Here is an 18,155-nt window from a genome sequence, read left to right as displayed (position 1 = left end):
GCCGGGTCAGGCCTCGGCGCCCACGGGGACCCGGGGCTCGGTGGGTGCGGCGGCGACCGAGTCGACCCCGGCGGAGGCGCGCATGTAGACGACGCGCGTGACGATCGCCGCCACCACGTAGAACACCATGAACACGACGAACGCCGACGTGGCCGCACCGGAGGACTGGTAGGACGTGCGCAGGGTCATGTTGATGAGGAAGCCGCCGAAGGCCCCGACCGCGCCGGCGACCCCGATGAGTGCCCCGGCATGGGCCCGTGACCAGGACGTCCGTGCGGCCTCGTCCAGTCCGAGTGTGTGGCTGCGCGCCTCGAAGACCGACGGGATCATCTTGTACACGGAGGCGTTACCCACCCCGGTGAGCCCGAAGAGCGTCAGGAAGGCCGCGAAGAACAGGACGAGCGCGCCACCGGCGAGCCGGCCGTCGTTCGACGCCTGGATGTTCGAGGTCACCACGAGCGCGACCGTGGTGACCGCCATCCCGCAGAAGGTCACGAAGGTCACCCGGGCCCCACCGAAGCGGTCGGAGATCCGACCACCCGCCATGCGGGTGAGCGAACCCAGCAGCGGTCCGAGGAAGGTGATCTGTGCCGCGTGCAGGGCCGCCTGGGCCGGCTCCTGGCCGTTGCCCGTGAAGGTCATGGTGAGCATCTGCCCGAACGCGAAGGCGAAGCCGATGAAGGAGCCGAAGGTGCCGATGTACAGCAGTGACAGCACCCATCCGTCCTTGTCTCGGGCCATGTCCTTCATGCTCTGCACGTCCACGGTCTGGTGCGCGAGGTTGTCCATCTTCAGTGCCGCGCCGATCCCCGCGACGACGAGCAGGACGATGTAGACGCCGATCACCCAGTGCGGTGACCGGTTGCCGGCCAGTGCGATCACGATGAGCCCCACGACCTGGATCGTGGCCACGCCCAGGTTGCCCCCACCCGCGTTGAGTCCGAGGGCCCAGCCCTTCTCCCGCTGGGGGAAGAAGGCGTTGATGTTGGTCATGGACGACGCGAAGTTGGCACCGCCGAGTCCGGCGATCGCGCCCACGACGAGGTACATCCAGAGCGGTTGGCCCGGGTTCGCCATGATCCACAACATCCCGACCGCGGGGATGAGCAGCACGAAGGCCGAGAACATGGTCCAGTTGCGGCCGCCGAATGTGGCGGTCGCGAGCGTGTACGGGATGCGCAGGAAGGCGCCGGTCAGCGTGACCACCGCGGAGACGAGGAACTTGTCGGGTGCGTCCAGTCCGTAGACGTCCTGGGGCATGAACAACACCATGACGGCGAACAGGGTCCACACCGAGAACCCGACGTGCTCCGCGAAGACCGACCAGTAGAGGTTGCGCATGGCGGTCTTCCTGCCGCCCGACTTCCACTGAGCGTCGTCCTCCGGATCCCAGTTCTCTATGACATGTGAGCGCGACATGAGGTCGACCCCCTCTCTCGTGACGTGGACACCCCCTCGGTGTCCCCTGCGAACTGACCGTATGCACGCCCTGTTTCCCCGGCGCTACCCGGTATGACGTGATCGTCACGGTGTCCTCACTCCGGACGGAACCGGCCGTGAGGGTCGGCCCACCGTGATCTCATGGCGGAATGTCACCCCGGTTCACACCCCGCGTTCTCATCGCCGCCGCAGCCCTCGCCATGGGCCTCGCGCCCGCGGCATCCGCCCAGCCCACCGAGGCGTGGCGTGCGTCGTTCGTCACGGGTCACGGCGTCGAACTGGCTCCCGGGCAGACCATCACACCGGACCAGCCGGCGTTCTGGATGATCGGCGACCGTGTCCGACTGCTCTCACCGCACGGGTCCTCTCGCCCGCTGTTCTGCACTAACGACCGCGGCCACCCGTACGGGCGATGTTGGCAGCTCGACCCGGACGGCCGCCTTGTGGAGTTGCGGCACAACAGCTTGGCCAACGACGTCTGGCACTCGCTCTTCACTCAGACCGGGTCCACGACGTCGGCGTACACCGGCCTCTATGATCTCGCGCGGCGGATGGGCTGGATGACGACCTCCGGCGGGATCTTCGTACCCCCGCAACCCGGCGGCGGCATGGCCGGCACTTATTCGACCACGATGCCGCTCTCCCCTCACGGTTCGAGTCCGGTGTGGGACGTGTGGGTGCATCCCGGGTACGTGCCCGGCAGCTGAGTAGCCTTGGGGTCACGTGAACCCGGTCGAAAGGACCCCCGCCGTGCCGTTCCCCCTGGATGTCCCCGAGTCCGTCCTGCGCAGGCGCCGGAGCCAGAAGTGGGTGGCGTACCCGGAGGACGTCCTGCCGCTGTTCGTGGCGGAGACCGACGTCCTCCTGGCCCCGGCGATCCGGGAGCGCCTCGCCGCCGCCGTGGCCGACGGCGACACCGGGTACTTCGCGGAGATCGAGCGTCTCGCGGGGGTGTGCGCCCGCTACTACTCCAGGTTCGGGTTCGACGTCCCGGAGGAGTCGGTGGTCCCCGTCAACGACGTCGGCGTGGGCGTGCGCGAATCACTCGCACGGATCCTGCCGGCCGGCAGCGGGGTGGTCTACACGCCGCCGGTCTACATGCCGTTCGGACCGTGGATCCGGCGGGTGGGGATGTCTCCCGTCGCGGTGCCACTGGTCGACCACGACGGCGAGGACCCGCGGCTGGACCTGGCGGGCATCGAGCGCGCCCTGGCCGACGGGGCCCGGGCCGTGCTGCTGAGCCATCCGCACAACCCCACGGGCGTTCTCCACTCCACTGCGGAGTTGGCCGAGCTCGCCGACCTGGCCGCGCGATACGACGCCGTAGTGGTCTCCGACGAGATCTGGGCACCCCTGACCATGCCCGGGGTCGAGTTCTCCTCGTTCCTGGCCGCCTCCGACACCGCCCGCGAGGTGGGGTTGGCCATCTCCTCCGCGTCCAAGGCGTTCAACCTCGCCGGCCTCAAGTGCGCGTTCGTGATCAACGGGAACCCCGAGCGGTTCGAGGTACGGCGCTCGGCACTGTCGGGCGCCGTCGGACACTTCGGGGCGCTCGCCGCCGAGGCCGCGCTGACCGGGTCACTGGACTGGCTGGAGAGCATGAACACCGCCCTGGCCGCGAACCTCGATCTGATGGATCGGCTCATGGCCGAGCATCTACCCCGCGCCCGGTGGCGCCGGCCCGACGCCGGGTTCGTGGCGTGGTTGGACCTGCGCTCCTACCCCGGCCTCGGGGACGACCCCGCCGCGGCGTTCCTCGACCACGGCCGGGTGGCGTTGAGCAACGGCCCCGCCTTCGGTTCCCAGGGCAAGGGGTTCGCGCGCGTGAACTTCGCGTGCTCGGAGGAGGTCCTGACCGAGGCCTTCACCCGGATGGGCCGCGTCGCCGCGGAGCGTGGCTGAGCGCGGCCCACCGCACATCCGCTCAGGCCCGACCGCCTCACCTCGACTACCCCGCCTCCTCGCCCGGGGGGCGGGTGGGCCCGTGTCCACGGCGCCACAGGAACACCGTCATCGTGGCGGTCAGCACCACGGACGCGTCCTGGTTGCGCATCTCCAGTTCCATCCCCACCCGACCTCTGGTCTCGTCCGGACTCACCTCCGTCACGTGTACCGAGCCGGTCAGCGTGTCCCCCGGCCGGACAGGGGCCGTGAAGCGGAGGCGGTCGAACCCGCGTCCGGCGATCACCGCCCACCTCGAATAGACCGACTCGACGCAGAGCCGCTGCAGGATCGCCAGGGTGTGGATCCCGCTGGCGATGACCCCGCCGTGGTGGCCGCCCGCGGCCGCCACGGGATCCGTGTGGAACCACTGCGGATCCCACTGCCGCGCGAAACCGACGATCTCCTCCTCCGTGAGCGTGAGGTGGCCGAGCTCGAGACGATCGCCGGGAGTCAGCTCGTCGGCGGTGAGGATGGTGTCCACCCGAAAGTCCCTTCCATTAGACGTCCGGCCTTCGAAGCAATTCCGCGACAGGCGGCCGATCGCATTATCAGTTCGGCGCATTACCGCCCGCTCCCGCGGCATTGTTCACGTTACTCAACATCATTACCGGTATGGCTATCCCCTTATTGTTGCCGTACTCTCTTTAGGCATACCTAACAAGCCCGGAGGACAAATGGAGACGATCATTTCCGCACCCCTGTCGAGAGCATTACACGACTCGACGATGGCCGCGCATGAACAGGCGGAGAACGCCTCGTTCATCACCCGCCTGATGAACGGCGAGGGCACGCCGGAGGGTCTGGTGGCACTGCTGCGGCAGTCCCTGCCCATCTACGAGGCCCTCGAGGACGCATGCCACCGAGCCGGCACGGACCCACGCCTGTCGGCCATCCTCGACCCGCGTCTCGACCGGGCCGACGCCCTGCGTGCCGACCTGGAGTCGCACCGCGCCCAGGGTCGCACCTACGACATCCTGGTCCCCGCCACCGAGGCCTACGTGGCCGAGCTGCGCGCGTGTGCCACCGACCCCGCCGCCCTGATCGGGCACCACTACGTCCGCTACCTCGGCGACCTCTCGGGCGGACAGATCATCAGGACGATGGTGCGCCGTCACTACGGCATCGAGACCGGTCTGAGCTTCTACGACTTCGACATCGCCAAGCCCAAGGTCTACAAGGACGACTACCGGGCCGCGCTCGACGCCCTCCCGCTGAGCGAGGTCGACCGCGGAGCCGCACTGGCCGCCGCCACCCGGGCCTTCGAGCTCAACCACCGGGTCTTCCTCGATCTGGAGGCTCAGGGCGTTCGCTGACCGCCCGCCCGGGCCACCCGACGAGAAGCGGCCCCGACACCCCAGGAGGGTGTCGGGGCCGCGCCCGTTTTCGCGTGTGACCTACATCAGGCTGCCGAAGAGGTTCGTCATACCCGCGAGCGAACCGCCACCGACGTTGCCGGTGTCGTCATCGTCGTCGTCATCCCCACCGGTGGTGAAGGTGATCGGCGCACTGAGCTCCCACGGCGCGTGGACCGCGCCGGAGGCCGCATAGGTGTAGATGCCGTAGCTGCCCGTCTCCGACTTGGCGTCGGCAGCGTCCTTCGAGACGGTGACGGTGGTGGTGAAGCTGCCGTCGGGGCGCAGTTCGACGGCACCGGCGGCGGCGCCCCCGATGACCGCGTGGTTCTCCGCGGCGAGGACCCACTTCTGCTCGACGACCTTGCGCGCCGCCGAGGTACCGCCCGCGGACGGCTTCCACGCGTCCTCGAATTTGCCGAAGACCAGGTAGAACCCGGCGGGCTTGCCGGCCAGCGGCGGGCGGACACCCACCACGGACTGGTCGTTGAAGCCGGTGCCGGTGATGGTCACCTGGTGGCTTCCGTCCGCGGCGAGCGTGGTCTCGGAGAGCTGGATCTTCGGGGTGCCGACGGGCACCTGGGCCTCGTCCTCGGTCAGATCGTAGGCGACCTGGAGGGGCAGCGGGCCCTTGAGATTCTGGTCACCGCCACAGCCGGTGTTGTAGTAGTGCGGGTGCACTGACGCCGGCACGGCCGCCAGCCACTCGGGCGTCCACGCGCCCCAGACGTTCGGCGCGGTGCAGGTCCGGTCCTGGGTCCCACCGTTGTGCTGCACTCCCGTGTACCGGGGGGACAGGGTGATGGTGCCGTCCTGGGCAACCTGTGCCGCACCCGGCCCGAACGACAGGACGGTCGTGCGACCGGCGTTGACCTCGGGAGTCGGGTTGCCGTTCATGTCGTTCGCCGCGCCGATGGTGACATCGGCGTTGAGCGTTCCGGAGCCGTCGGCGTTGACGGTCAGCTTCGGGTCGGCCAGGGTCTCGTCGGGAGCGTTGAGATTCGCCGGGTAGGCGTTGAACGTGATCTCGCCGTCCCAGTCGATGGTGACGGTGCCGTCCGCACCGCGGACGCCCTCCCCGTCGGAGAACTTGATGGCGTTGGGCGTCGCCTGCTGGCCCCCGACCAGACTCACTGGCATCGAGGTGGCCGGGAAGGCCGCAGGCGTGTATTCGGCCTGCGTCCCCCCCGAGACCGACCCCACGAGTGCCGACGCGTCACCCGAGGCGTCGAAGATCCGCCATGGCCCGAAGATGCCCTTCTGTGCGTATCCGCTGATGCCCCAGACGAACGAGGCGTCCGAGACGGTGCCCGGGGTGACGTCCTGGGCCTGGGCCGCCGGGGCGGCGACGACTCCGGCGAGCAACGCGAGCGTCGCCCCCAGCATCGTGCCCCGTCGGCCGGCGAGCGCGAGCCGGGATCGAGAAGTCTTCACATCAGTCCTTTCGTCGAACTGTCTGGTAGAACAGCACTGCCGCGAGCGCGAGCAGTGCGGCCCCCACCCACCACTGCCATTGGTGGGTGGGGTTTCCGGCCTTCTGGGAGGCGGAAGTCTGGGCGTAGACCACGTCGGCCCCCTGGAGCGGCGAGTTGGCCGCCACCGGGGACGTCGATTGGTCTGCGAGAGCGGTCGGCGCCGCGGGCACGGAACCACCTGTGGAGGGACTCGCGGAGGACGCGGGGATCGAGGCGACCGTGCCGCCCACGGTGCCGGCGGTCATCGGGGAGGTGGAGGTGTAGTACTCCTCGAAGTACTCCTCGAAGACCTCGTCGACGCGGGCCCCCTCGGCGGCCGGGGATTCGGGCGACACGTCCGGCTCCGTCCCCTCCCGCGCCGCCTTCACCGCATCGGGCTGGAGCGGTTTCCACGCCTCGTCCATCCAGGCGGCCGCGGTGTCGGCGACGTCGTCGCCCGCAGCGCGGAGGATCTGTTCGACCGTGTTGTCGAGGACCTGCCCCACGATTCCCTTCGACCCGCCCGAACCCCCGGAGTTCGGCATTTCCTCCGGTTCATCCGAATTCCAACTCACCGCTATCGGGAGTGCGGGTTTCACGCTGTCGGAAGTCCCGGTGGAATACCAGAATCCACCCGATCCGGCATCCGCGGCGAAGTCGACGAATTCAGTGGGGAATGCTCCCCAATCATTCCCGTCTCTCGTCTGGGGATTCTCTCCCGGCTTGGCGGAATAGGGAACGCGGAGGTATTCGGGGGTCACGGAGAAGCCCTTCTTCCCACCCAGTTCCACGCGATTCCGGGGGAGGTTCGCGACGACAACGGTGCGCGACGGGATCGGGACCGATACCTCGGGGTTGTCCTGGGAACTCCGTCGCCCACCCAGGGTCGCGGTGACGGTCGCCTTCGTGGGCGTGACGGTGAGGACGGGGTCCTTGACGCTGAGGAACACCAGGCCCGAGTAGTACAGGACCGAAGCGGTGCCCTTCCACTCGATCTCGGCGGTGCCCGCACCTGAGTCGACGGTTCCGGTGCCGTTGCCGAAGACCATCTCGAGGCCGCTGTACTTGCTCGAACCGGCGTCGCGGATCGGCGTGCCCGACTGGTCGGTCTGCGTGCCGGCCCAGGTGGCGGCCGCCGTGGCCCCGGTCGCGGATCGCTTCTCGATGGTGACGTCACCCGACGCAGCTCTCCACGTCTGTTCGGTGATCGTCGCCCCGGACCCGACGAGCGCCGACGAGCTGTCCCCGGCGGAGAGGAAGTTGAGCCCGGGGCCGTGGCTGGGGCCGGCACTCTGTCTGCTGAGCCCCCATCGGAACTCCGCATCGGTCAGTTCGACCGCCGAGCTCTGAGCGTGCGCAGCCGGAGCGCCCAGGAACGCCCCCAGGGCGAGCACCAGGGTCAGCGCCAGGGCGGTGGCCCGGCGGCGGGTCGATCGCAGGTGACTGGTCATCGGGGCTCCCCTTGCTGAACGACGGTGGTGGGTTGGTGGTGGTTCACGCCGTCTCCGTGGACGTCGTCGGGGCCGTCGGCGCCAGGGCCGTCGACGCCGTCGGCCCCGGAGAGGACTCTGCGTTTGACGGCGACCGCCGTGGCGACCGACAACGCCAGGGCCGCGAGGGCGAGGAAGACCCACCCCGCCGACCCGCCGAGTCCGGCCGCCGAGGCCGTCGGGGATATGTCCATCCGCACCGGGAACCGCTCCGCTGCCTCCAACCCCGAACCAGCGCCCGCCGCGCGGATCTCGTGGGTCCCCGAGGCGATGTCCTCCGGGAGCACGAGCACCCCCGCGACCTCGCCGTCGACTCCTGCGAGTACGGGGCCGACGGCGGCGTCGCCCTCACCGAGCACCACGTAGACCTGCTCGCCGGGCCAGAACCCCGCCGCCGCGAAGCCCATGGCACCGCCGGGTCGGGCGGCCTTGCGGTCGACCTCGATCACCGCGGTCACCTCCGTCGTGGTCCCCCCGGTCGCCGCGGCGGGCCCGCCGTCGGCGGGAGCCCCTCCCCCGGCCCCGGCGTCGTCGCCACCCGAACCTCCCGCGTCCCCCGGTTGCTGCCCGGTGGGCCCTGCCGTCCCGGCCGCGGCGCCCTGTGCTGCCCCGCTGGTGCGCGAACGGGGGGCGGCCCGTCCGGCCGCGGCCGGACGGCCGGCCTGCGCACCGGAGGCGGGCGCGCCCGCCGCCGGGGACTGCTCGACCGCAGGCGCCGCCTCCCCGCCCCGGAAGGTCACCGGGGTGAACGTCTCGTTGGCGCCGTTGCGCACGCCATGCGCGCCCCACGTGAGGAAGCCGCAGGTGACCTTGGTGCAGTCGATGCTCTTGCCGCCGGCGCCGGTGAAGATGGGGCCGGGGACGGTGAGGTTCACCCGGAACGACCCGTCGGACCCCATCGTCGCCTGGGCTTCCCCCGACGTCGACGAACCGGGAAAGGCGACGAAGGCCTGGTAACCCTGGTTACTGCGCGACTGCTCGTCGGGGACGTAGTCGTAGGTCCGGCCGGTCGCGCCGCCCTTGGACGGCCCCCACCCGGACCCGTTGACCCACCCGAAGCCGATGTACACGCCACCGAAGCCGCCCTCGACGGCCTGGAAACCCGAGCCCGACACTGTGAACCCGGTCTGGCCCGAGCTCGACGCCACCGCCCCGCCCAGCGAACTGGACGCCGTCAGTCGCGCGGCGGCGTTCGCCGGCACGTCGGTCAGCACGGCGAGTGCCGACGTACCGAGCAGCGCCAGCGCCAAGACCGCGAGCATCCTCACCGCGGATGCCCGCATCGTTGATGACCGGGTGTGAATCACGTGAACTCCTTGACGAGGGCCGACTCGGGCGTCGCCGGGATCGCGGGCCCCCCCGGCGTCCGGGTGGTTCGGAATCGACGGCGATCCGGGGTGACCAACAGGTCCCCGGTGACGGGATGACGGGAGACGAGCACAGGCTGCTGATAGACCTCTTCCACCAGCTCAGCGGTGAGGACCCGGTCGGGTGGCCCCTCGGCACGGATCCGACCCTCGGAGATCATGACGAGCCGGTCGGACCACGCCGCCGCCAACTCCAGGTCGTGCAGGACCACCACGACCGCACCGCCGGCGTCGGCCACGGTCCGGGCCAACCCCAGGACGATCTCCTGATGGCGCAGGTCCACTGCCGCGGTGGGTTCGTCCAGGAGCAGCACACCGGCGCGCTGGACGAGCGCCCTCGCCAGTGAGGCGCGCGCCTTCTCCCCACCGGACAGGGTCGGGAACGTCCGGGTCCGCAGCGGGGAGGTGTCGGTGGCGGCCATCGATTCCTCGATGATCTCCTCGTCGTCGTCCCCCTCGGGCAGCGCCGCCCAGGGGGCGCGCCCCATCGCGACGATCTCCCGCACGGTGAAGGGGAAGGCGACCGAGTTGGCCTGGGTGAGCAGGGCCCGCCGGCGGGCGAGGTCGCCGAGGCGCCACCGGCGTAGATCGGTGCCGTCGAGCACGGTGCGGCCGGAGTCCGGGTCGGTGTCCCCCGCCACCACGCCGAGGAGCGTGGACTTGCCCGCGCCGTTGGGGCCCACCAGCGCCAGCACCTCGCCGGCGTAGACCTCCAGATCCACCGCGTCGAGCAGGGTCCGGCCGCCGATTCGTACCGTGACGCGTTCGGCGGACAGTACCGGCACGCGTGTCCCGTTGAGGCTCATCCCCAGCCTCCTGCGGTGCGACGGGTGCGGTGGAGGAGCCAGAAGAAGAACGGCCCGCCGACGGCGGCCGTCACCATCCCCAGTGGCAGCTCCGCGTAGTTCACGGCGGTGCGGGCGAGCAGGTCGGCCGCCAACAGACACACCGCACCACCCAGGGCCGATGCCGGCAGCAGCAGTCGGTGGCCCGGCCCGGCGATCATGCGGACGAGGTGCGGCACCACCAGGCCGACGAAGGCGACGATGCCGCAGAAGCTCACCGCTGCGGCCGTGAGCAGACCGACCAGCAGGATCGAGAAGATGCGCAGCCCCTCCACGTTGACGCCAAGGTGGCGGGCCGGGCGCTCGCCGAGCGCGAGCAGATCCAGAGGCCGTGCCAGGCGGGCCGCCAGGACCAGGCCGAGCAACGCCAGAGGCGCCACCACCAGGACGTGCTCCCACCGGCTGCCGTTGAGGCTTCCCAGTTGCCAGAACACGATCTCCTCGCGGGCCTGGGTGTCGCCGAGGAACATGAGCAGCGCGAGGGCGGCACCGGCGACGGCGTTCACGGCGATGCCGGTGAGGACCAGCGTGACCACCTCGGTCCGGCCGTTGCTCCGGCTGAACAGGTACACCGTGGCGGTGGTGATGATGCCGGCGACGAAGGCGCAGACGACACTGGTCCAGGCGCCGAAGGCGGTCAGCCCGAACACGATCGCCGCCGCGGCGCCCACGGCCGCCCCGGCGGACACCCCCACCACGCTGGGCTCGGCGAGCGGGTTGCCGAACGCGCCCTGCATGAGGGCCCCGGCCACCGCGAGGGCCGCACCCACGACCATCGCCATGGCCACCCGCGGGAAGCGGACGCTCCACAGGGTGGCGTCGGCGCGGGGATGGCTCGCGGCAGGCCCGAGGTCGATGCCGAGACCGCGGAGGAAGCCGGACGCGACCTCCGTGGCCGGGATGGACAGCTGGCCGGAGGCCGCGGCCACCACGGCCAGGACACCGAGCGCCACCGCCAGCCCGGCGACCAGCAGGCCACCGGTCAGCATGCGGTGGGTCCCGCCGGCCGACCGCGCGGGCAGGGGACCGGGCGAGGGCTGCTCGGCCCGCGCGCGGCGCTCCGCTGTGAGCGTCACAGCGCGTCGGGGGCGTAGAGGGCCACCGCGAGCGCGTTGAGCACCGCGGGGGTCCTGGTGCCGAACGACAGCACGAGGTCGTCGTTCATCGCGACGACCCGCTGGTTCGCGCCGGCCGGCGTCTGGGCCAGGGCCGGGAACTTCTCGAGCAGTCCGTCGACGCCGCCGACGGACTCGAGCCCCTTGCTCATCATGACGATGACGTCCGGTTGCGCCGCGATGAGCCCCTCGTCGTTCGCCGGCTTGGCGCCCTTCCACCCGACCTCGGTCGACACGTCGTATCCGCCGGCCGCGGTGATCAACTCGTCCGCACCGCTGTCCTGCCCGAACATGTAGTAGACGCCGGCGGATCCACGGGCGTAGAGGAAGACCGTGCGAAGCCGAGCGGTCTCGGACTCCGGCACGATCGAGGAGATCGACTCCTCGGTCCGGGCGATCTTCGCACGGGTGCGCTCCCCCAGTTCCCTCCCCAGCTCAGGCACCCCGAGACCGTCGGCGACGGAGTACGTGAGGGCCTCGACGTTGTCCGGGGACCGGTGGGAGTCGACGACGACGACGGGGATCCCTGCGTCGCGGAGCTGCAGGATCACGTCCCACGGGCCCAGCGAGGTGTCCGTGATGATCACGCTGGGGTCGAGCGCGAGGATGGCCTCGGCGTTGAGCTGATGCCCGTCCTGCGTCACCAGGGGCCGATCGGAGATCTCGGGGAAGGCGGACGAGACGTCGCGGCCTATCACGTTGTCACCGAGCCCGAGTTCGAAGACGATGCGAGAGAGCGTCCCGTAGATGTCCAGGGGCAGGATCCGGGAGACGTCCGCGACCTCGACGACGGTCCCCTGGTTGTCCGTGACCACGGCCGGCAGCTGCGGGACCGGGTCGGTCGTGACGGGGTCGACCGGGTCGTCGACTAACTCCAGCGAGAGCTCGCCGGCGAAGGTTCGCGGGTCCCCGGTCGCCGAGACCTCCGACGCGAGCGGGATCCCGGAGATCGTCTCGGGGTCGCCGCCGAGCCCGGTCGCGACCCCGCACGAGGTCAGCGTGAGGGCCAGGATGGCGGCGACGACCAGCCGGAGCGAGCCTGAGCGCTGTCTGAACATGCGGCAACGATAGCACCTTTACCAAGGACAGCCTACCCTTTGCATGGGAAGGCTTACCTTAATGGCGTAGTGGCAGGTCCCAGCGATTTACCGGGCCGCTGCCGGCCCTCATGTGGCCGCTCGGCATGGCTGAGAACTCTAAGACCGCGTCTACGTTCGGGGGTACGACAGAGGCGGCCGCCCCCGGGGGATTCCCGGGGGCGGCCGCCTCTACCGCGTGTCGAGCGGATCGATCGGCCCGTGGCCGGCTCAGTTCTGCTCGGCAGCCGCCTTCTTCAGCGACTCGGTGGGCGCGAAGCGCTCACCGTACTTCGCGGCCAGGTCCTCGGCTCGGGCGACGAAGCCCTTGTAGCCCGAGGCGACGTGCTCGCCGGGTGCGGTGTAGTTCTTGGCGTACTGGCGCGTCCCGCCCGTCCACGCCGGGAACCCGATGCCGATGATGGAACCGATGTTGGCGTCGGCGTCGTCGACGATCACGCCCTCGTCCACGCACTTCTGCGTCTCGAGAGCCTCCGCGAACAGCATGCGGTCCACCAGGTCCTGCAGCGGGGGCGCGTTGTCAGGAGAGGTACTGAACGCCTCCCGCAGGCCGGGCCAGATGCCCGCGCGCTTTCCGTCGGCGTACTCGTAGAAGCCTGCGCCGGCGGCCCGGCCGGAACGCTCGAGCTCCTCGACCATCTTGAGGATCACCTGGTCGACCGCGTCGGGTACGAACTCCTGCCCGACGGCCTCCGCGGCCTCGCGGGTGGCCTGACGGATCTTGAGCATGAGGTTGAGGTTCAGCTCATCGGACAGCTGCAACGGTGCCGCCGGGTATCCGGCGATGCGACCGGCCTGTTCGATGGTCGAGGGCTCGATGCCCTCGGCCAGCATCCCGATGGCCTCGTTGACGAACGTGCCGATGACGCGGGAGGTGTAGAAGCCACGGGAGTCGTTGACCACGATCGGGATCTTCCGGATCGCCAGCGTGAGGTCGATCGCCTTGGCCAGGGTCTCGGGGGTCGTCTTGTCACCCTTGATGATCTCGACCAACTGCATCTTGTCGACGGGCGAGAAGAAGTGCAGGCCGATGAAGTCCTCGGGCCGCTTGACGCCGGTCGCGAGGTCGGTGATGGGCAGGGTGGAGGTGTTGGATCCGAGCAACGCGTCGGGGGCGACGATGTCCTCGATCTCCTGGAAGACCTTCCGCTTCAGGTCCGGGGACTCGAACACGGCCTCGATCACGAGGTCGCAGCCGGCGAGGGCCTGCGGGTCCGTGGTGGGCGTGATGCGCGCGAGCAGGGCGTCGGACTTCTCCTGCGTGGTGCGCCCACGCTCGAGCGCCTTGGCCTCGAGGTTCTCGGAGTATGCCTTCCCCTTGTCAGCGGAGGCCTGCTCGACATCCTTGAGCACGACCTCGATGCCGGCCTTGGCGCAGACGTAGGCGATGCCCGCGCCCATCATGCCGGCGCCCAGGACGCCGACCTTGGTGAACTGCGTCCTGGGGATCTCCGAGCCGTCGGCGGCCTTGGGCCGCGCTCCCCCCGAGGAGCAGTGCTGCATGTCGAAGAAGAAGGCCTGGATCATGTTCTTGGCGACGGCACCGGTCACGAGGGAGACGAAGTAGCGCGCCTCGATCTTCTCGGCGGTGGCGAAGTCCACCTGTGAGCCCTCGACGGCGGCGGCCATGATGGCACGCGGCGCCGGGGAGGGTGCGCCCTTGGTCTGCTTGCGCATGTTCGCGGGGAAGGACGGTAGGACCCCGGCCAGCGCGGGGTCCTTGATCGTGCCGCCGGGGAGCTTCCACCCCTTGCGGTCCCACGGCTGGGTGGCCTCGGGCTCGGTGCCGATCCACGCCTTGGCGGCGTCGATCAACTGCTCGGGGGCCACGACCTCGTCAACGAGGCCGGCCTCGAGCGCCTTGGCCGGCGCGAAGGACCGACCCGACATGAGGATGTTGGGCACGGCCTGGGCGAGGCCGAACATGCGGACGGTCCGGACGATTCCGCCGCCACCGGGCAGCAGACCGAGGGTGACCTCCGGTAGGCCGACCTTGGCGCCGCGGGCGTCGGCCATGACGCGGTGGTGGCACGCGAGCGCGAGCTCGAGGCCGCCACCCAGGGCCGCACCGTTGATGGCGGCCACGACCGGGACCCCGAGGGTCTCGAGGGCGCGCATCCGACCCTTGATCTCCATGGACCGCTCGAACAGCTGCTCGGCGTCCTCGGGGCCCGCCGTGATCATGGACTTGAGGTCGCCGCCACCGAAGAAGCTCTTCTTGGCGGAGGTCAGGACGACGCCCTTGATGGATTCCTTCTCGGCCTCGATGCGGCCGACGGTCTCCGAGAAGTCGTCGATGAAACGGGCGTTCATGGTGTTCGCGCCGTGGTCGGGGTCATCCATGGTGAGGGTGACGATGCCGTCGCCGTCCTGCTCCCACCGGAACATGTTTTCGCTCACTGGTTCTCTACTCCTAAAGGCTGTGGTGTCGGTGGGGCGGATCAGACGCGCTCGATGATGGTGGCGACACCCATGCCGCCGCCCACACAGAGAGTGACGAGCGCACGCTTGCCGCCGGTCCGCTCGAGCTCGTCGAGCACGGTGCCGGTGATCATGGCGCCGGTCGCACCGAGGGGATGGCCCATGGCGATCGCTCCGCCGTTGACGTTGAGCTTCTCGTCGGGGATGTTCAGGTCCTTCTGGAAACGGAGGACGACGGAGGCGAAGGCCTCGTTGAGCTCCCAGAGATCGATGTCGTCGGGGGTGAGTCCGGCGATCTCGAGAGCCTTCTTGGCGGCCGGGGTCGGGCCGGTGAGCATGATGGTGGTGTCGGCGCCGGAGGTGGCCGCGGCCACGACACGGGCGCGCGGCGTCATGTTCATCTCCTTGCCGGCCTTCTCCGAACCGACCACCACGAGCGCGGCGCCGTCGACGATGCCGGACGAGTTGCCACCGTGGTGGACGTGGTTGATCTCCTCGACCCAGTGGTACTTCTGCAGCGCGACGGCGTCGAAGCCGCCCATGTCGCCGACCATGGCGAACGACGGCTTGAGCCCGGCCAGCTTCTCGACCGTGGTGCCGGGACGCATGTGCTCGTCGTGGTCGAGGATGGTGACACCGTTGATGTCCTTGACCGGGACGACCGACTTGGCGAACCGGCCCTCCTCCCACGCGCGGGCGGCGAGCCGCTGCGAGCGCTCGGCGTAGCGGTCCACGTCCTCGCGGGTGAAGCCCTCGAGGGTGGCGATGAGGTCGGCACCGATCCCCTGCGGGGAGAAGTACGTGTCGTAGTTGGTGGCCGGGTCCAGGGCCCAGGCCCCGCCGTCGGTGCCCATCGGCACGCGCGACATGGACTCGACGCCGCCGGCGAGGACGACCTCGTCCCATCCGGAGCGGATCTTCTGGGCGGCCATGTTGATGGTGGTCAGGCCGGATGCGCAGAAACGGTTGATCTGTACGCCGGCCACGGTGTCGGGCATCTTGGCGGCCAGCGCGGCGATGCGCGGCAGATCCATGCCCTGGTCACCGAGGGGGGTGACGATTCCGTAGATGATGTCCGAGATCCGGTTCTCGTCGAGGTCGGGGAACCGACGCCGCATCTCTTCGATGAGACCGACGACCAGGTCGATCGGCTTGACCCCGTGCAGAGCGCCGCCAGGCTTGCCCTTGCCTCGCGGGGTCCGGATGGCGTCGTAGATGAATGCCTCGGTCATGGGTTGTCCACGGCCTTTCTCTGGGCGGAACTGATACGTGTTCGAACTCAGGCTACGTTGTCCGTCACACCGCGCTCGGAGTGCGGTCCGTTTTTGTCGACCCGCACCCCGGGCGCTGCGATGGCACAGTGGACCGTGACTGTCCGCGACGCCCTGAGACCGGCGCCGCCCGACCCGACGCGAGGACCCCCGTGATCTTGACCGACGCCGTACCCCCCGCCCTGGTTGAGCTCGCCGAGAGATGTGGGGTGGCCACGAGCTACACCGACGCGCGCGGCGTCCGACACGACATCTCGGCGCGGACCCTGCGCTCGGTTCTCGCCGCGATGGGCGTCCGGGCCGGCGATGACGACGACGAGAGCGGCACCACGGCCCGTGATGCCCTCGAGGAGATCCGTCTCCGGCCGTGGCGACGGGTGCTCCCACCGACGGTCGTGACGAGGCAGGGTTCGGGGGCCAGGTGCGGGGTTCATGTCCCGCGCGGGGCCACGGTGACGCTGTCGGCCCATCTCGAGGACTCGGCCGCACCGCTCGATCTGGAGCTCCCCGACACCCCTGCCGAGTCGATGCAGGTCGACGGCGTGCTCATCGACCGCATCGATCTCGAGATCCCCGCCGCCCTCCCCCTCGGATGGCATCGGCTCGTCGCCGTCGTCTCCGACCCGTCTGCTCCCGGGTCCCGGACCGCCGAGTCCACCCTGCTGGTGGCGCCGCAATCGATACCGGTTCCGGCGGACCTCGAGCGACGCCGCGCAGCCGGTCTGGCCGCGCAGATCTACCAGGTGCGGTCCGAGCAATCGTGGGGGGTCGGGGACCTGGCCGATCTGGCCGATCTCGCGGACTGGGCGGGCCGGGACCTCGGAGCCGACTTCGTCCTGGTCAACCCGATGCACGCCGGGGAACCGTTCCCACCGGTGGAGCCGTCCCCGTACCTACCCACCACACGCAGGTTCGCCTCGCCTCTGTATCTCCGCCCCGAGCAGATCCCGGAGTACACCACCCTGCCGGACGAGGGCAGGCGGAGGGTCGATGATCTCGCCCGGTCACAGCACCCGGGCAACTCCCAGGACACCATCGACCGCGACTCCTCCTGGGGCGCCAAGCTCGATGCGCTGCGGATGGTGTTCTCGGCTCCCCTGCCGGATGATCGGGCCCGGGAGTTCGACGCATTCGTCGACGAGCAGGGACCCGGTCTCCATCGCTTCGCCACGTGGTGCGCCCTGGCGGCAGAGTCGGGCCCGGACTGGTCGAGCTGGCCCGAGGATCTCCGGGATCCGGACTCCGACGCGGTGGCGCGATACGCGCACGACCACGCCGAGGAGGTCCGTTTTCACCAGTGGTTGCAGTGGCAGGTCGCGCAACAACGTGCCGTGGCGCAGAGGGCGGCGCTGTCGGCGGGGATGCGTCTGGGCATCCTGCACGACCTCGCCGTCGGGGTCCATCCCACCGGCGCCGACGCCTGGGCACTGCACCGCTCGCTGGCACGCGGGGTCACCGTGGGCGCGCCGCCGGATGCGTACAACCAGCGTGGCCAGGACTGGTCGCAACCGCCGCTGCGACCTGACGCGCTGGCAGAGGAGGGCTACAGACCGTTCCGGGACATCGTGCGCGCCGCGTTGCGGGACTCGGGAGGGATCCGGATCGACCACATCCTCGGGCTCTTCAGGCTCTGGTGGATACCGTCGGGCCTTCCGCCCACCGAGGGAACCTATGTCCACTACGACCACGAGGCGATGATCGGGGTCCTCGCGTTGGAGGCGTCACGTGCGGGAGCCGTGGTCGTGGGAGAGGACCTGGGAACCGTCGCACCGGGGGTTCGCGAGGAACTGTCCGAACGAGGAGTGCTGGGAACCTCGGTGATGTGGTTCGAGCAGGAGGACGGCCGGCCGACACCTCCGGAGGACTACCGGCGGCTGTGCATGGCCTCGGTGACGACCCACGACCTCCCCCCGACTGCCGGTTACGTGGATCTCGTCCACGTCGATGTCCGCGAGGACCTGGGCCAGCTGACAGGTGATGCGGAGCAGGAGCGCCTCGGTGCCGCAGCCGAGATCCGCTCATACACCGACGCGGTCAGGCAGCGCGGTCTCCTCGAGGGCGACAGCCCGGACGATCTGGTGGTGGCGCTCCACGCGTTCCTGGCCGCGGCGCCTTCGCTCCTGTACGCCGTGTCGGTCGCCGACCTGGCTGGAGATCGCCGGCCGGTCAACATGCCGGGGACGTCCGAGGAGTACCCGAACTGGCGTGTCCCGCTCACCGACAGTCGGGGTGCGGTGGTCTCCGTGAAGGGACTTCGTGAGTCGGTTCTGGCGGGGCGGGTGTGGGGTGTGGTGGTCGGTGAGGGTGGGGTGGAATGACGAGAGCCCCCGAGTCGCGTGAGGCGATTCGGGGGCTCTCG

Annotated in this window: 14 protein-coding genes; 4 read left to right on the top strand and 10 right to left on the bottom strand. The window is 69.9% G+C overall.

Annotated features, from left to right (window positions below; all coding sequences use genetic code 11):
• Positions 1-6: 6 nt before the first annotated feature.
• Positions 7-1,419, bottom strand: coding sequence for an MFS transporter (locus ABIE38_RS00070; protein ID WP_354053447.1), 1,413 nt, complete (start codon positions 1,417-1,419; stop codon positions 7-9).
• A gap of 170 nt (positions 1,420-1,589) precedes the next feature.
• On the opposite strand from ABIE38_RS00070, the gene ABIE38_RS00065 reads away from it, so the two are divergent.
• A complete protein-coding gene (locus ABIE38_RS00065) occupies positions 1,590-2,147 on the top strand; it encodes a hypothetical protein (RefSeq protein ID WP_354053446.1) in 558 nt (185 codons plus the stop codon).
• A gap of 43 nt (positions 2,148-2,190) precedes the next feature.
• A complete protein-coding gene (locus ABIE38_RS00060) occupies positions 2,191-3,342 on the top strand; it encodes a MalY/PatB family protein (protein WP_354053445.1) in 1,152 nt (383 codons plus the stop codon).
• A gap of 46 nt (positions 3,343-3,388) precedes the next feature.
• Here ABIE38_RS00060 and ABIE38_RS00055 read toward each other — a convergent pair whose 3' ends face one another.
• Complete coding sequence (locus tag ABIE38_RS00055; RefSeq protein ID WP_354053443.1) at positions 3,389-3,865, bottom strand: MaoC/PaaZ C-terminal domain-containing protein; 477 nt, start codon at positions 3,863-3,865, stop codon at positions 3,389-3,391.
• Between ABIE38_RS00055 and ABIE38_RS00050 the strand changes: the two genes are divergently transcribed.
• Entirely contained in the window at positions 3,855-4,697 is an 843-nt protein-coding gene (locus tag ABIE38_RS00050) for a biliverdin-producing heme oxygenase (RefSeq protein ID WP_354053441.1), read from the top strand. The genes ABIE38_RS00055 and ABIE38_RS00050 overlap by 11 nt on opposite strands.
• An 81-nt stretch (positions 4,698-4,778) precedes the next feature.
• Here ABIE38_RS00050 and ABIE38_RS00045 read toward each other — a convergent pair whose 3' ends face one another.
• The 8 genes from ABIE38_RS00045 to ABIE38_RS00010 form a co-directional block, all read right to left on the bottom strand.
• A complete protein-coding gene (locus ABIE38_RS00045; RefSeq protein WP_354053439.1) occupies positions 4,779-6,170 on the bottom strand; it encodes a hypothetical protein in 1,392 nt (463 codons plus the stop codon).
• 1 nt (position 6,171) lies between these two features.
• The gene (locus ABIE38_RS00040; protein WP_354053437.1) at positions 6,172-7,641 is read right to left on the bottom strand and encodes a hypothetical protein; all 1,470 of its coding nucleotides are present in this window, start codon (positions 7,639-7,641) and stop codon (positions 6,172-6,174) included.
• A complete protein-coding gene (locus ABIE38_RS00035; protein WP_354053435.1) occupies positions 7,638-8,987 on the bottom strand; it encodes a hypothetical protein in 1,350 nt (449 codons plus the stop codon). The genes ABIE38_RS00040 and ABIE38_RS00035 overlap by 4 nt, the downstream gene beginning before the upstream one ends.
• Positions 8,984-9,853, bottom strand: a complete 870-nt coding sequence (locus ABIE38_RS00030) for a heme ABC transporter ATP-binding protein (protein WP_354053433.1) — start codon at positions 9,851-9,853, stop codon at positions 8,984-8,986. The genes ABIE38_RS00035 and ABIE38_RS00030 overlap by 4 nt, the downstream gene beginning before the upstream one ends.
• Positions 9,850-10,968 carry a FecCD family ABC transporter permease gene (locus ABIE38_RS00025; protein WP_354053431.1) on the bottom strand — a complete coding sequence of 373 codons (1,119 nt, stop codon included), beginning with the start codon at positions 10,966-10,968 and terminating at the stop codon, positions 9,850-9,852. Before ABIE38_RS00025 ends, ABIE38_RS00030 begins: the two co-directional genes overlap by 4 nt.
• Positions 10,965-12,065 carry a heme/hemin ABC transporter substrate-binding protein gene (locus ABIE38_RS00020; RefSeq protein ID WP_354053429.1) on the bottom strand — a complete coding sequence of 367 codons (1,101 nt, stop codon included), beginning with the start codon at positions 12,063-12,065 and terminating at the stop codon, positions 10,965-10,967. Before ABIE38_RS00020 ends, ABIE38_RS00025 begins: the two co-directional genes overlap by 4 nt.
• 249 nt (positions 12,066-12,314) lie before the next feature.
• Positions 12,315-14,504 (bottom strand): 3-hydroxyacyl-CoA dehydrogenase NAD-binding domain-containing protein, encoded by a 2,190-nt coding sequence (locus ABIE38_RS00015; RefSeq protein ID WP_354053427.1) that lies wholly within the window; start codon positions 14,502-14,504, stop codon positions 12,315-12,317.
• 41 nt (positions 14,505-14,545) lie between these two features.
• Positions 14,546-15,757, bottom strand: coding sequence for an acetyl-CoA C-acetyltransferase (locus ABIE38_RS00010; RefSeq protein WP_354053425.1), 1,212 nt, complete (start codon positions 15,755-15,757; stop codon positions 14,546-14,548).
• Positions 15,758-15,948: 191 nt separating this feature from the next.
• Here ABIE38_RS00010 and malQ point away from each other — a divergent pair, with 191 nt between their 5' ends.
• On the top strand, positions 15,949-18,114 hold the full coding sequence (gene malQ, locus ABIE38_RS00005; protein ID WP_354053423.1) for a 4-alpha-glucanotransferase: 2,166 nt from the start codon (positions 15,949-15,951) through the stop codon (positions 18,112-18,114).
• The last annotated feature ends 41 nt before the right edge of the window (positions 18,115-18,155 follow it).

This window comes from Dietzia sp. 2505 (assembly GCF_040546785.1).
Taxonomy (GTDB): Bacteria; Actinomycetota; Actinomycetes; order Mycobacteriales; family Mycobacteriaceae; genus Dietzia.
The sequence above is the reverse complement of the archived record's forward strand: the minus strand, read 5'-3'. Positions and strand labels throughout refer to the sequence as shown.

Bases quoted from the DNA above. Each gene is read 5' to 3' on its own strand.
- ABIE38_RS00070 (WP_354053447.1), bottom strand. From the start codon at position 1,419: ATGTCGCGCTCACATGTCATAGAGAACTGGGATCCGGAGGACGACGCT.
- ABIE38_RS00065 (WP_354053446.1), top strand. From the start codon at position 1,590: ATGTCACCCCGGTTCACACCCCGCGTTCTCATCGCCGCCGCAGCCCTC.
- ABIE38_RS00050 (WP_354053441.1), top strand. From the start codon at position 3,855: ATGGTGTCCACCCGAAAGTCCCTTCCATTAGACGTCCGGCCTTCGAAG.
- ABIE38_RS00040 (WP_354053437.1), bottom strand. From the start codon at position 7,641: ATGACCAGTCACCTGCGATCGACCCGCCGCCGGGCCACCGCCCTGGCG.
- ABIE38_RS00030 (WP_354053433.1), bottom strand. From the start codon at position 9,853: ATGAGCCTCAACGGGACACGCGTGCCGGTACTGTCCGCCGAACGCGTC.
- ABIE38_RS00020 (WP_354053429.1), bottom strand. From the start codon at position 12,065: ATGTTCAGACAGCGCTCAGGCTCGCTCCGGCTGGTCGTCGCCGCCATC.
- ABIE38_RS00010 (WP_354053425.1), bottom strand. From the start codon at position 15,757: ATGACCGAGGCATTCATCTACGACGCCATCCGGACCCCGCGAGGCAAG.